Source organism: Klebsiella indica (assembly GCF_005860775.1).
GTDB lineage: Bacteria > Pseudomonadota > Gammaproteobacteria > Enterobacterales > Enterobacteriaceae > Klebsiella > Klebsiella indica.
Map to the genome: position 1 here is coordinate 90,678 of NZ_VCHQ01000026.1, position 13,577 is coordinate 104,254.

General features: G+C 55.1%; 11 protein-coding genes. 7 read left to right on the top strand and 4 right to left on the bottom strand.

Annotated features, from left to right (window positions below; all coding sequences use genetic code 11):
- The first annotated feature begins 156 nt into the window (after positions 1-156).
- The 4 genes from hglS (at position 157) to rimL (ending at position 5,582) form a co-directional block, all read left to right on the top strand.
- Positions 157-1,500, top strand: coding sequence for a 2-oxoadipate dioxygenase/decarboxylase HglS (hglS, locus tag FE839_RS18300; RefSeq protein WP_138362208.1), 1,344 nt, complete (start codon positions 157-159; stop codon positions 1,498-1,500).
- 46 nt (positions 1,501-1,546) lie between these two features.
- Positions 1,547-3,055, top strand: a complete 1,509-nt coding sequence (locus FE839_RS18305) for a carboxylesterase/lipase family protein (protein WP_138362209.1) — start codon at positions 1,547-1,549, stop codon at positions 3,053-3,055.
- Positions 3,056-3,299: 244 nt separating this feature from the next.
- Positions 3,300-4,955 (top strand): glucan biosynthesis protein D, encoded by a 1,656-nt coding sequence (locus FE839_RS18310; RefSeq protein WP_138362210.1) that lies wholly within the window; start codon positions 3,300-3,302, stop codon positions 4,953-4,955.
- Between the two features lie 60 nt (positions 4,956-5,015).
- Positions 5,016-5,582 (top strand): 50S ribosomal protein L7/L12-serine acetyltransferase, encoded by a 567-nt coding sequence (gene rimL, locus FE839_RS18315; protein ID WP_138362211.1) that lies wholly within the window; start codon positions 5,016-5,018, stop codon positions 5,580-5,582.
- A gap of 53 nt (positions 5,583-5,635) precedes the next feature.
- Here the strand turns inward: rimL and ydcK are convergent, their stop codons facing one another.
- Positions 5,636-6,616: a YdcK family protein gene (gene ydcK / locus FE839_RS18320; RefSeq protein ID WP_138362212.1), complete on the bottom strand. Its 981-nt coding sequence runs from the start codon at positions 6,614-6,616 to the stop codon at positions 5,636-5,638.
- Between the two features lie 228 nt (positions 6,617-6,844).
- Between ydcK and tehB the strand changes: the two genes are divergently transcribed.
- Positions 6,845-7,441, top strand: a complete 597-nt coding sequence (gene tehB / locus FE839_RS18325) for a tellurite resistance methyltransferase TehB (RefSeq protein ID WP_138362213.1) — start codon at positions 6,845-6,847, stop codon at positions 7,439-7,441.
- On the opposite strand, the gene pepT is transcribed toward tehB, so the two are convergent.
- A complete protein-coding gene (gene pepT, locus FE839_RS18330; RefSeq protein ID WP_138362214.1) occupies positions 7,438-8,667 on the bottom strand; it encodes a peptidase T in 1,230 nt (409 codons plus the stop codon). The genes tehB and pepT overlap by 4 nt on opposite strands.
- A gap of 113 nt (positions 8,668-8,780) precedes the next feature.
- Here pepT and FE839_RS18335 point away from each other — a divergent pair, with 113 nt between their 5' ends.
- Positions 8,781-10,373 carry an ABC transporter substrate-binding protein gene (locus tag FE839_RS18335; protein WP_138362215.1) on the top strand — a complete coding sequence of 531 codons (1,593 nt, stop codon included), beginning with the start codon at positions 8,781-8,783 and terminating at the stop codon, positions 10,371-10,373.
- A gap of 100 nt (positions 10,374-10,473) precedes the next feature.
- Here FE839_RS18335 and FE839_RS18340 read toward each other — a convergent pair whose 3' ends face one another.
- Positions 10,474-11,370 carry a DMT family transporter gene (locus FE839_RS18340; RefSeq protein ID WP_138362216.1) on the bottom strand — a complete coding sequence of 299 codons (897 nt, stop codon included), beginning with the start codon at positions 11,368-11,370 and terminating at the stop codon, positions 10,474-10,476.
- 181 nt (positions 11,371-11,551) lie between these two features.
- Here FE839_RS18340 and FE839_RS18345 point away from each other — a divergent pair, with 181 nt between their 5' ends.
- Positions 11,552-12,418: a helix-turn-helix domain-containing protein gene (locus tag FE839_RS18345; RefSeq protein WP_138362217.1), complete on the top strand. Its 867-nt coding sequence runs from the start codon at positions 11,552-11,554 to the stop codon at positions 12,416-12,418.
- On the opposite strand, the gene FE839_RS18350 is transcribed toward FE839_RS18345, so the two are convergent.
- A complete protein-coding gene (locus FE839_RS18350) occupies positions 12,398-13,564 on the bottom strand; it encodes a benzoate/H(+) symporter BenE family transporter (RefSeq protein WP_138362218.1) in 1,167 nt (388 codons plus the stop codon). The two genes, FE839_RS18345 and FE839_RS18350, sit on opposite strands and share 21 nt — an antisense overlap.
- Between the last annotated feature and the right edge of the window lie 13 nt (positions 13,565-13,577).

Sequence of the window (13,577 nt, forward strand, 5' to 3'; positions counted from 1 at the left end):
AAGTGAAATTAATGGGTGTTTAACATAACCAGTGGTTATGAATTATTCCGATCAGCAGTGGCCGTCAGCTATCGACATCACAGTTTGTAAATTCTTCCCACTCATTGCGGGGACCTTTTCTACACTCCAGGGAGAATTCACTGGAGGTATAACATCATGGCGAACACCATCACGGCTGATGAGATTCGGGAGTGCTTTTCACGGGCGATGTCGGCGATGTATCAGCAGGAAGTTCCTCAGTACGGGACGTTAGTGGAGCTGGTTGCCGATGTGAATCTTGCGGTACTGGAAAATAACCCGAAGCTGCATGAACAACTGGCGAATGCCGATGAACTGGCGCGCCTTAATGTTGAACGTCATGGCGCGATCCGCGTCGGTACGGCAGCGGAACTGGCGACCTTGCGCCGTATGTTTGCCATTATGGGGATGTATCCCGTTAGCTATTACGATCTGTCACAGGCGGGAGTCCCGGTTCACGCCACCGCGTTCCGTCCGATAGACGATGAGGCGCTGGCGCGCAATCCGTTTCGCCTTTTTACCTCGCTTCTGCGGTTAGAGTTAATCGCGAACGTCTCCCTGCGCAACCGGGCGGCGCAAATCCTCGCAGGTCGGGATATTTTTACGCCTCGTTGTCGTGAGCTGATCGCGCTTCACGAGCAGAAGGGGGCGTTCAGCGTCGCGGAGGCGCATGAATTTGTTGAACAGGCGCTGGAAACCTTTCGCTGGCATCGCCATGCCACCGTTGATGAAGAGACCTATCGCGCCCTGCACGCCGAGCACCGTCTGATTGCCGATGTGGTCTGTTTCCCCGGTTGTCACATTAATCATCTGACGCCACGCACGCTGGACATTGACCGGGTGCAGGCGTTGATGCCTGAGTGGGGCATCGCCCCGAAAGCGCTGATTGAAGGACCGCCGCGCCGCGATGTACCGATTTTATTGCGCCAGACCAGTTTTAAAGCCCTTGATGAGCCGGTAATGTTTGCCGGAGAGCATAGCGGTACGCATACCGCCCGCTTTGGCGAAATTGAGCAGCGCGGTATTGCGCTGACGCCAAAAGGGCGCGCGCTGTATGACCGGCTGCTTAGCGAGGCGGGGGTGGGTAAAGATAATCTAAACCATCAGCGCCATCTGCAGGAAGCGTTCAGTCAATTCCCGGATAGTGAATTTCTGCTGCGCCAGCAAGGTCTGGCATGGTTCCGCTACCGCCTGACCCCGATCGGTGAAGCGCATCGTCAGGCGTTTCGTCCGGGCGATGATCCGCAGCCGTTGATCGAATGCGGCTGGGTTATTGCGCAACCGATTATTTATGAAGACTTTTTACCCGTGAGCGCAGCCGGTATTTTTCAGTCGAATCTCGGCAGCGACAGCCAGCCCCGCAGTCACGGTAACGCCAGTCGCGAGACTTTTGAGGCGGCGTTGGGTTGCCAGGTGTACGACGAGTTTGTTCTGTATCAACAGGCGGAAGAACGCAGCAAACGACGTTGCGGTCTGCTGTAAAATCAGTACTCTGCTGGCATGAGTTGTTAAAGGAAGCAAGCAGGTCATGCAAAATTCGTCCACTCCGCTGGTGAAAACCCGGCAGGGCATATTATCCGGTACCGCTGAAGATAACATGCATATCTGGCGCGGCATTCCCTATGCGGCGCCGCCGGTCGGCGATCTTCGCTGGCGCGCGCCGCAGCCTGCCGCACGCTGGCAGGGCGTGCGTCGGGCGGATACCTTTTCCCCCGCCAGCTGGCAGGATATTGAATATTGCCGTGAACTTGGCGGTGGCGATCCGGGGCGCTTTTCTGAGGATTGTCTTTATCTCAACGTCTGGTCGCCCGCGTCACGCGCGCAGCCGCTGCCGGTGATGGTCTGGCTGCATGGCGGCGGTTATACCATCGGCGCCGGGAGCCTGCCGCCGTATGATGGCAAAGCGCTGGCTTCCCGTGATGTCGTGCTGGTAACGGTCAACTACCGTCTCGGACACCTGGGCTTTTTTGCCCATCCGGCGCTGGAGGAGGAAGAGGGCGAGCGCATATATAATTTTGCGCTGCTTGACCAGATCGCCGCCCTGCAGTGGGTTCAGGAGAATATTCATGCGTTTGGCGGCGATGCCGCCAATGTAACGCTGTTTGGCGAGTCCGCAGGCGCCCGCAGCGTGCTGTCGTTAATGGTCTCGCCAAAATCCAGGGGGCTATTCCACAAGGCGATAATCCAGAGCGGCTATACCTTGCCGGATCTGCCGCGGGAAAAAGCGCTGGCAAAGGGGCAACTGATCGCAGAACACTTCGCCTTGCCGCAGGCCAGCGCCGAACAACTACGAGCAATTCCGGCGGAGGCGTTCTGGCCGTTAACCGCGCCGCTCACGCTCGGCCCGGCGCCAATCGTTGGCGACGTCGTCCTGCCGCAGCCGATGCTGGAGACTTTTTTTCGCGGGCGTCAACATCCGCTGCCGGTCATGATTGGCTCTAACAGTGATGAGGCCAGCGTTATGACGGTATTTGGCGTCGATATCGCCGGACAAATCGCGAAACTGCGCCGGGAACGCCGGTTCGGGCTTGGCTTAATTAAGCTGCTTTACCCTGGCGTGAAGGGTGATGAAGCGCTGGGGCGTGAAGTGTGCCGCGACATGGCCTTTACCACCCTGGGCTACGTCGTGATGCAGGCGCAGCAGCGGGTAGGGCAACCGTGCTGGCGCTACTGGTTTGACTATGTTGCTGAAGCGGAGCACCAGACCTATCCCCATGGGGCATGGCACGGTAATGAAGTGGCATATGTTTTTGATAATCTCGACCTTGCCGAGCCGGTACGCCATTATGCGAATGATAACGATCGGGCATTTGCCGCACAGGTCGCCGACTATTGGGCTAACTTCGCCCGTTTAGCCGGTAACGACTGTCATGAACTCGCCGGGCCGCTACGCTGGCCAGCCTGCGTGCGCGGGCGGGACCGGCTGTTACGCATGGGTTTGCGCAAGCAGGCCGGTTTCAAAGTGGAAAACCGTTTTATGCGCGCGCGTCTGGCGCTGTTTCGCCGGGTGATGAAACATCATGTCACGCTGGATTAACGTCTTCTGAGCGATTGCATGCGGATGCCTGGCGGGCAGATCCCTTTGTCGCTGTACACCAAAGGGATTCAGCGTCGCCTCGGCGATATTCGGTCTGGTCTGGTGGACATATTTTTTTCACAGGTTTTCTGTCGTCGACAATTGGATTATCAACCGTTTTTGTCTAGAGTGAGCGACATCCACGACGCATGGGTTTGTTACGTCGCGTCTCAATCCACATATGAAGAAGGATGCTTTCTCAGGCATGAACCGCAGACGTTTTCTCAAATCTTCCATGGCTGTTGCCGCTGTATGCGGAACGTCAGGAGTAGCCTCTCTATTTACGAAAGCCGCATTTGCCGAAGATTCGGCAATTGCCGACGGACAGACGCGTCGCTTTGACTACGCGGTGCTACAGTCGATGGCCCACGATCTTGCCCGTCAACCCTGGGGCGGCGCACCTCGCGCGCTGCCGCCGACGCTGGCAAACCTGACGCCGCAGGCCTACAACAGCATTCAGTATGACGCGGCGCACTCCCTGTGGAATAACATTGACGAACGCAAGCTGGACATCCAGTTTTTCCACGTGGGTATGGGCTTTCGCCGTCGGGTACGGATGTTCTCCCTGGATGCGCAAACGCAGCAGGCACGGGAAATCCACTTTCGTCCTGAATTGTTTAAATACAACGATGCCGGTGTTGATACCCGCCAACTGGAAGGCCAGAGCGATCTCGGTTTTGCCGGATTCCGCGTCTTTAAGGCGCCGGAGCTGGCGAGACGCGATATTGTCTCCTTTCTTGGCGCCAGCTACTTCCGCGCGGTGGACAGTACGTATCAATACGGGCTCTCTGCGCGCGGTCTGGCTATCGATACCTTCAGCGATACGCCGGAAGAGTTCCCGGACTTCACCTCCTTCTGGTTCGAGACCGTTAAGCCGGGCGCAACGGTATTTACCGTCTATGCGTTGCTCGACAGCCCAAGCGTGACCGGCGCCTATAAATTTGTCGTCAACTGCCAGGAAACACAGGTGATCATGGATGTGGAGAACCATATCTATGCGCGCAAAGATATCAAACAGCTGGGTATTGCGCCGATGACCAGTATGTTCAGCTGTGGCACCAACGAGCGGCGGGTGTGCGACACTATTCATCCACAGATCCACGATTCCGACCGGCTGTCGATGTGGCTGGGGAACGGCGAATGGATTTGCCGCCCGCTCAATAACCCACAAAAACTGCAGTTTAACGCTTTCCAGGACAAGAACCCGCGGGGTTTTGGGCTGTTGCAGATGGATCGCGACTTCTCTCACTATCAGGATGTTATGGGCTGGTATAACAAGCGTCCGAGCCTGTGGGTCGAACCGCGTAATCAGTGGGGGAAAGGGGCGGTCAGCCTGATGGAGATCCCGACGACCGGTGAAACGCTGGATAATATCGTCTGCTTCTGGCAGCCAGCGAAACCGGTAAAAGCCGGGGATGCGCTGGATTTCCGCTATCGCCTTTACTGGAGCGCGCAGCCGCCGGTCCGCTCACCGCTGGCGCGGGTCATGGCGACGCGTACCGGAATGGGCGGCTTCCCGGAAGGCTGGGCGCCGGGTGAACATTATCCGGATAAATGGGCGCGCCGTTTTGCCATCGATTTTATCGGCGGCGATCTGAAAGCTGCCGCGCCTAAAGGGATTGAACCGGTGATTACCTTGTCCAGCGGCGAAGCAAAACAAATAGAAATTCTCTATGTTGAACCATTCGATGGCTATCGCATCCAGTTTGACTGGTATCCAACCTCTGATTCGACCGACCCGGTTGAGATGCGTATGTTCCTGCGTTGCCAGGGGGATGCGATCAGCGAAACCTGGCTGTATCAGTATTTCCCGCCAGCGCCGGATAAACGCAACTATGTTGATGACCGGGTGATGAAGTAATTGCTGTTCTGCCCGCAGAGGTGACTTTGTGGGCGTTTCTTTTTTTGCCCGGAGTGTGCTATGCCTGATGAAAATACCCCTGCGATAGAACAAATTCCTGTCACTGAATCGCTTTTCCTGCGCGCGGTTGATGAGCGTTACGTGACGGAACTGCACCAACTGGTGATTAAAAACCGGGTTTGGCTTCAGCAGTCATTAAACTGGCCCGCGGATGTCAGTCACGAAGACGAAACCCGCCGCCATGTGCAGAGCAACATGATGCTGCACCAGCGTGGCTATGCCAAAATGTTTTTACTCTTTCTGGATGAGAAGATAATCGGCGTGCTGTCGTTTAACCAGATTGAACCGATCAATAAGGCCGCATATATCGGGTACTGGATTGATGAACGCCACCAGGGGCAGGGGCTGCTTTCTCAGGCGTTGCAGGCGTTTATGGACTATTTTGCCCGTAACGGTACGGTCCGGCGCTTTGTGATTAAATGCCGGGTATCGAACCTCAGGAGCAATCAGGTGGCGCTACGCAACGGTTTCAGCCTTGAAGGGTGTCTGAAGCAGGCTGAATTCCTTAATGGATCGTATGATGACCAGAACATCTACGGGCGAATTATTGATTTTTCGCGGCAATAACCTAAAGGGGCGCTCAGGCGCCCGCTGGACAGGCGCGTCAGTGGGCGCCGAGGCTACAGGAAACCCACTATGGGTGTGCGGGTAACATGCTCGTCGCCGTTAATCACTTTCGCGCCGCGAAGATGAATGGCAGCGCCGGGGGCCGCCGTTATCCGCACGTCATCGCAGATGGTCACCTGATGCTCAATCACCACATCGCCACAGATAACCGCATGGCCTTCGACCCGCACGTTGTCGTCAAGCAGAATCGGCCCGCCGCGTAGCTGCGCATGTCCACCGACCGTCACCCGATGCTTTAGCAGGCAGTTTCCTTCCACGATCGCGTGTTCTGCCACCTGCGAACTGTAGCGCAGGGTTGGAATGGCGTCCTCTTCGTGCCCGGCGATAATTCGCGCGTTACCGTATACTCTGGCGTTATCACAGACCCAGATAGTGTTTTCTGCATTGCCTTCCAGGCGTGCGTGGTCGAAGATTTCCGCCCGGTGCTCAATAAACGCGTATTCCACAAAGGCGTTACCGTATATCTGCGCCTGATGAACAATTTGCGATGCACTCACGATAGCCTGTTGATGGATACGCAGGATTTTATCATGATCCGCGGTTAACCCCTGGGCGGCGATAATCAGAGAATGGGGGAGGATCCGCGCATTGTCCGCCACCTGACATGCACCGCGGATCTGCGAACACGCAACAGTGACGTTGTCACTTATCTGCGCATGATGACTGACGCAGACATTATCCAGGTGAACGCTATCGCTGATAATCGCGCCATGGCTGATTATGCACTCGCCGGTTAAGCGCGCATCGCCTTTAATCCTCGCGCCGGCGAAAACGGCGCTATTGGTATCATAAACCCAGCACGCGCCGTTCTGGCTCAGCGCGGCTTCATCGTCCAGCCAGCCGCCTTCGCTCCCGCTTTTCACGTCGGCGAAATCACGCAAGGCGACAATTTGCCGTAAATTCACGCTATGTTTGATCCCGTCTATATGATAGTGAAACGGGCGAACGTTGTCGCTGAGACGATATTTACGCATCTGTCTATCTCACTACTTACGCATAACATAAACATAGCAAAAAACACCGTAGCGCGTTTTTTAAGGTTCTTTTAAAATGCAACTTAAGTTTAAAGCCAGAATCCGACGCGAGACGGGAGTGACCGCCAGGTTATTTGGCGCTGGTTCAGGGCGTGATTACGCTCACCGTTATGCCAGCGCCTTCTGCCCGCTGTGGGTTCATGTTGCACACAAAAATAAGGATTAATCATGACGCTTCGTGATGAAAATTACTTCACCGATAAATACGGGCTGACACGCACGCACTCAGAAGTGGTGTATGCCGCGACGCTGATTGCGCCAGGCAAGGCGCTGGATCTGGGCTGCGGTAACGGGCGCAATAGTCTGTATCTGGCGGCCAACGGTTTTGAGGTAACCGCGTGGGATAAAAACCCGGCGAGTATCGGGAATCTTGAAAGCATTCGTCAGGCGGAAGGACTGGAAAGGCTGGAAACGTCGATTAAGGACCTTAATACGCTGAGTTTTGACGGCCAGTATGACTTTATTCTCTCCACCGTGGTGATGATGTTCCTTGACGCGAAGACTATCCCTGGCCTTATTGCCAATATGCAGCGCTGCACCAGGCCTGGCGGCTATAACCTGATTGTAGCGGCGATGGATAGCGAGGATTATCCGTGTACCGTCGACTTTCCGTTCACTTTTAAACCGGAAGAACTGCGTCATTACTATGCGGACTGGGCACGACTCAAGTACAACGAAGACGTCGGTGAACTGCACCGCACCGACGCCAACGGTAACCGGATCAAACTGCGTTTTGCCACCATGCTGGCGCGCAAACCCGCTTAACGGGCCGCCAACAGGCAGAGCTGAAACGCGGTCTGATAAGAGGCTTCAAAGGCGCGCAGCGGCAAAAATTCAAATTTTGAGTGGAAATTGTGCGCGCCGGTAAAGAAGTTTGGCGTTAACACGCCCTTTGCCGAGAGTGCTGCGCCATCGGTGCCGCCGCGCATCGGCGTGGGTTTCGGCGTAATTCCCAGGCTTTCCATCGCCTCAAACATTAAATCAATGGCCCGCCGGTCCTCGCCGATTGCATTGCTGATATTGCTATAGGTATCGCTGACCTGAAATTCGACTTTACCGGTGGGATACTGCGCGGCGATTTTCTGCGCCACTTCGCCGATCTGCTGTTTACGGTTATTAAAGCTTTCGAGCTCGAAATCGCGAATGCTGGCCTGCAACAGCGCGCAGCTTTGGTCGCTTTTGATGCCGTTAAACCAGACGTAACCTTCGCGTCCGGCGGTATGCTCCGGCGTTTGCTGACGATCAAAATGACTTATGTAGTCAGCGGCCATCAGCAGCGGGTTGACCAGCACGCCTTTTGACGACATCGGGTGAGCGGTGACGCCGGTAAAGCGGATCTCTGCCGCTGCGGCGTTAAAGTTTTCATAGACGATTTCGCCCAGTTCGCAGCAGTCGATAGTCCAGGCGAAATCGACGGCAAAGCGCGAGAGATCCAGCGCTTTCGCGCCGCGCAGGCCAACTTCTTCATCCGGTACAAACGCGACGACGATATCGCCATGACGATGTTCCGCCGTCAGGTTTTCCAGTACCGTCATCACTACCGTCACCGCAGATTTGTTATCGGCGCCGAGCACGCTGGTGCCATCGCTAAAAATAATCTCTTCATCGCGATACGCGAGGATTTCCGGGTGTTCAGCCACCCGCAGCCAGATGTCTTTGTCAGCGTTCAGACAGAGATCGTCTCCTGTAAAACGCAGAATTTGTGGATGAATATCCGCTGACAGGCCGACGTCCACGGTATCGATATGGGTAATAAAGCCAATCCGCGGCGCGCCTGGAACGTTACCTCTTTTTACCGCTGTAACGGTCGCGTGTTCGTCAATTACGATCTCATCCAGCCCCAGTTGCCGCAACTCATCGGCAAGGGCCTGCGCCATTGCGTGCTGCCCGTCCGTGGTCGGGAGTGTGGTGGCGCGCGGATCGCTCTGACTGCTGATCGCCAGGTAGCGAAAGAAGCGTCGGGTTAATTGACTGGCTAACGCTGATGACATAGTGATTCCTTCTTTATTCGTGTTATTAGGTGTTTGCAATCATGCTTTAGTGTTATGTATGGAAGGGAAAACAACAAGCGATTCATTCGCTGACAAATTAAAAAGGAAAGCATATGCAACGCAAATTTATCAGGCTTGCTCTGGCATTCGCGGTTCTGACTGCCAGTTCTGCGGTTAGCGCAAAAACGCTGGTCTACTGTTCCGAAGGATCGCCGGAAAACTTTAACCCACAGCTCTACACCTCCGGGACCAGCGTAGACGCCAGCGCGGTGCCGGTTTATAACCGGCTGGTCGATTTTAAAGCCGGGACCACTGAATTGCAGCCAAGCCTGGCGGAAAGCTGGGAGGTCAGCGACGATGGCAAAGTCTATACTTTCCATTTGCGCAAAGGGGTGAAATTCCAGAGTAATAAATATTTTAAACCGACCCGTGATTTTAATGCTGATGATGTTATCTTCTCATTTATGCGGCAAAAAGATCCGCAAAATCCCTATCATAATGTTTCCAATGGGAACTATTCTAATTTCGAAAGTCTCGAATTTGGGCAGCTTATTACCCATATTGATAAACCGGATGAATATACGGTGCGGTTTACTTTAGCGCATCCGGAAGCGCCGTTTGTGGCGGACCTGGCCTGGTATTTCGCCTCTATTTTATCGGCGGAATATGCGGATGCGATGCTCAAAGCCGGGACGCCGGAACGCGTGGATATGGATCCGATTGGTACCGGACCTTTTAAACTCGCGCAATATCAAAAGGACTCCCGCATTCTTTTCACCGCGTTCCCGGAATACTGGCAGGGGAAAGCGCATATTGACCGTCTGATTTTCAGCATCACCCCGGATGCTTCAGTGCGCTATGCCAAACTGGAAAAAAATGAGTGTCAGGTGATGCCGTTCCCGAACCCGGCGGATTTGCCGCGAATGAAGGCGAATAAAGACATTAATCTGATGAGCAAAGCGGGCCTCAATACCGGTTTCCTGGCCTTCAATACCCAAAAAGCGCCGCTCGATAACGTTAAGGTCCGCCAGGCCTTAGCGATGGCCATTAATAAACCGGCCATTATCGACGCCATATTCCACGGTACGGGCACGGTGGCAAAAAATTTACTGCCCCCGGGAGTGTGGAGCGCGGACAGTACCCTGAAGGATTATGATTACGATCCGCAGAAGGCCAAAGCTTTGCTGCAGGAATCAGGCGTGACCGGCCCGATTACCATCGACCTGTGGGCGATGCCGGTGCAGCGACCCTATAACCCAAATGCCAAACGTATGGCTGAGATGATACAGGCCGACTGGGCGAAAATTGGCGTGCAGACCAAAATCACCACTTATGAGTGGGGGGAATACCTGAAGCGGGTAAAAGATGGCGAGCATCAGGCGGCGCTGATGGGCTGGACCACCGCCACCGGCGATCCGGATAACTTCTTCGGTCCGTTATTTACCTGTCAGTCGGCAAACGGGGGATCTAACTCGGCAAAATGGTGCTATCAGCCATTTGATAAGATCATCGCTGAGGCAAAATCGATAACCGATCGCCAAAAACGTGAAGCGCTATATATTCAGGCCCAGCAGATGATGCACGACCAGATGCCGGCGGTGATGATTGCCCATTCGACGATTTTTGAACCGGTACGTAAAAACGTTTCCGGCTACGAAATCGATCCTTTTGGCAAACATATTTTTTACCAGGTGGATATCAAATAATATATTGATATCACAGGATTTGCAGGCCGGGTCAGGCGTTAGCCGCCACCCGGCAGCAATGCCGAACACTCTCTCTGGTATGTTATCCAGCGAAAGTGAATCAGGCGGGTTTACGCCGCAAATGCCACTGTTCAGGACGGGCGAACATCACCAGATTTCCGACCAGTATCAGCACCAGCCCAATCACGGCATTGTGATGCCAGACATATCCTTCATAAATCGTGGAAATCGACAGCGCTACCAGCGGGAACAGCAGGGTACTGTAAGCGGCTTTGCTCGCACCGATTCTCCCCAGCAAGGTGAAGTAGGCGGCGAAAGCGATAACCGAACCGAACAACGCCAGATACAGCAGCGCGCCCATATAGCTCAGCGTCCACTGAGGCGAAAAATCATCGCCGCGCACCAGGGCAATCGCCCCCATCACCAGCGTGCCATAGAGCATCGCCCAGCTATTGGTACTTAATGTGTCCAGGCCACGGCGCTGGTGGCGAATACTGAGCATATTTCCCAAAGAAAACCCGTAGGTTCCTGCCGCGCTCAGGGCGATACCCAACAGGATCGATGCATTGAGGCCGCTGGCCCATAAATCATCCCAGAATAGCGTGACGATCCCCGCGAGGCCCAGTGCGGCCGCCAGCCAGAAGCGACCCGGAGGCGGCTGGCGGAAAAAAAGAAAGCTGTTAATCGCGTTAAACAGCACCGCCATGGAAAAGATCACCGATTCCAGACCGGTATTGATATACGCGGCCGCGGTATAGAAGCACCAGAAATTGAAGCAAAACACGCAACAACCCTGCAGCAGGCAGAAAAAATGGTCGCGTCTGCTCAACGATCCCAGACGACGGGTGACCCGCAGAATGGTCAACATTGCGGCGCTGGCGACGGCAAAACGCCAGAAAATGGACACCGGCGCGGCAACCGGGCCCTGCTGTAAAAAAATCGCGATCCAGGTCGTCCCCCAGATGACGACAACTAAGCCATAGAGTAAAGCGTTCACAATGTCTCTCCTGTGAGTGTGGTCGCGACTATTTTGCGCTGGCGGAGAGAGGGGCGCTGTCATCGGCTTGTTGCCGACTTGCAAAATCTTGCGCATATTTTGCTTTACCGGCAGTGAATACTGGTATCTGTCGGCGGCTCTTCATAGACTGGATATCTGCGAAATCGACAATGTGAAGGCTATGGTTTACGAGACTTTCGAAACATTGCGGCGAAAGAATGCCGTACTGCGGGAGACGGTGAAGCTTAACTCAGGTATTCAGCTGGCAGCCTGGTATAACAATCTCGATACCATAACGGTACAAAGCGGTCATCACACGCTGAGTTTGTATATTGCCGATGGCTATGAAAGCTATCAAAAAACACCTCACGGCTGGAAAAACGGCGGCGGGCCGGATCGTTTCTGTCTGATGCCGAAAGGCGATGAGAGCACCTGGGATATTCGCGGCGATCTGTCGTTTGTGCATTTGTACTGTACCGATGAACATTTGCGTCGAATTGGTGAACAGATCTGGGACCGTAGCCCGGCATCGTTGACATTGCAGGTGAAAACCTTTGCCAGCGATGACAGGATCACTGCTGTTTATCGCCAGTTTCTCCTGAGTAACGACTGGCAACAGAAAGCGAACCAGCTCACGCTCAGTTCTGCCAGCACGTTGTTGCTGACGCACCTGATCCAGCATTACGCGAACGTCCAGTGGCGTTTACCGACGGTCACCGGCGGGCTGGCGCCCCACGTATTGCGTAATATTGTGGCGTTGATTGAAGAGAATCTGGACCAGCCGCTAACGCTGGCCTCCCTCGCCCAGGAAGCGGCGCTGAGCGAGTACCATTTCGCGCGCATGTTTCGTCAATCGATGAAAATGGCCCCACATCAGTACGTGATGCAGCGCCGGATGGTTAAAGCGCAGGCGCTGATTTGTCATAGCTCGTTGCCGTTAACCGATATCGCCATCGCCTGTGGTTTTAGTTCCGCCAGCCACTTTAGCAACCGGGTCAAGAGCGCCATGGGTCTGACGCCATCACAGCTACGCGCGGCGCAGCGTTGACAGCAGAGTATAGCTGACGCCGCCCAGCACCAGCCCCCAGAATGCGGAACCAATACCTGCCAGCGTGACGCCGCTGGCGGTGATCAGAAACGTGATTACTGCCGCATCACGCTCATTCTCATGATTCAGCGCCTGAAACAGACTGCCGCCAATGGTACTGAGGAGCGCCAGCCCGGCAAGCATCTGTATCCAGTCGATGGGTAACGCCGACATCAGAGCGGTGATCGAACCGCCGAAAATTCCCGCCAGAAGATAAAAAACGCCAGCCGCCGCAGCCGCAAGCCAGCGCTTTTGTGGTTCCGGGTGGGCTTCCGGGCTTTGGCAAATGGCGGCGGTAATTGCCGCGATACAGATGGAGTAGACGCCAAACGGCGACAGCAGCAGCGCCAGCCCCCCGGTCGCAACGATTAACGGTGAGGCGGGAACGCGGTAGCCGGAGGCCTGAAGGGTGGCGAAGCCGGGAGCGTTTTGCGAAGCCATCGTGACAAGGAAAAAGGGCAAACCGACGCTGAGCAGCAGCGTCGGGGAAAAAACAGGGGCAATATACGCAGGCGCGACAAAATCAAAGTCTATTTGTGACGCCGTCACCTCTCCGTTTAATCCGGCAACCATGCCGCCGACCAGCAGGGCGGCCACTACGGCAAAGCGGGGAAACCAGGCTTTACACAGCAGCCATGCGGCTAACATACTGCCGCACAGCAGCAGATTGCTCTGCAGAGCGGCGAAAGCCTGCATACCGAAACGCAGCAGAATGCCTGCCAGCATAGCCGCCGCCAGCGAATGGGGAATGATTTTCATCAACCGCGCGAATATACCGGTGAGACCGCAAAGCACGATTAAGACGTTGGCAAAAATAAAGACACCTACCGCCTGTGCCAGGGTGACACCTTGCAGGCCGCTGACCAGTAGCGCAGCGCCTGGCGTTGACCAGGCGGTGAGAACAGGCGCCTTGCGCCATAACGTTAACGCCAGCGTGCTGACGCCCATCCCGAGACCTAACGCCGTCATCCAGCCGGCGATTTGCGTAGCATCCGCGCCCGCAGCGGCGGCGGCCTGCCAGATAATGGCGGCGGAACTGGCGTAGCCTACCAGTACGGCGACAAAGCCGGCGAGTAGCGTCGGGAAAGGAAGAGAGAAAGCGCGCATGATAACACCTTGT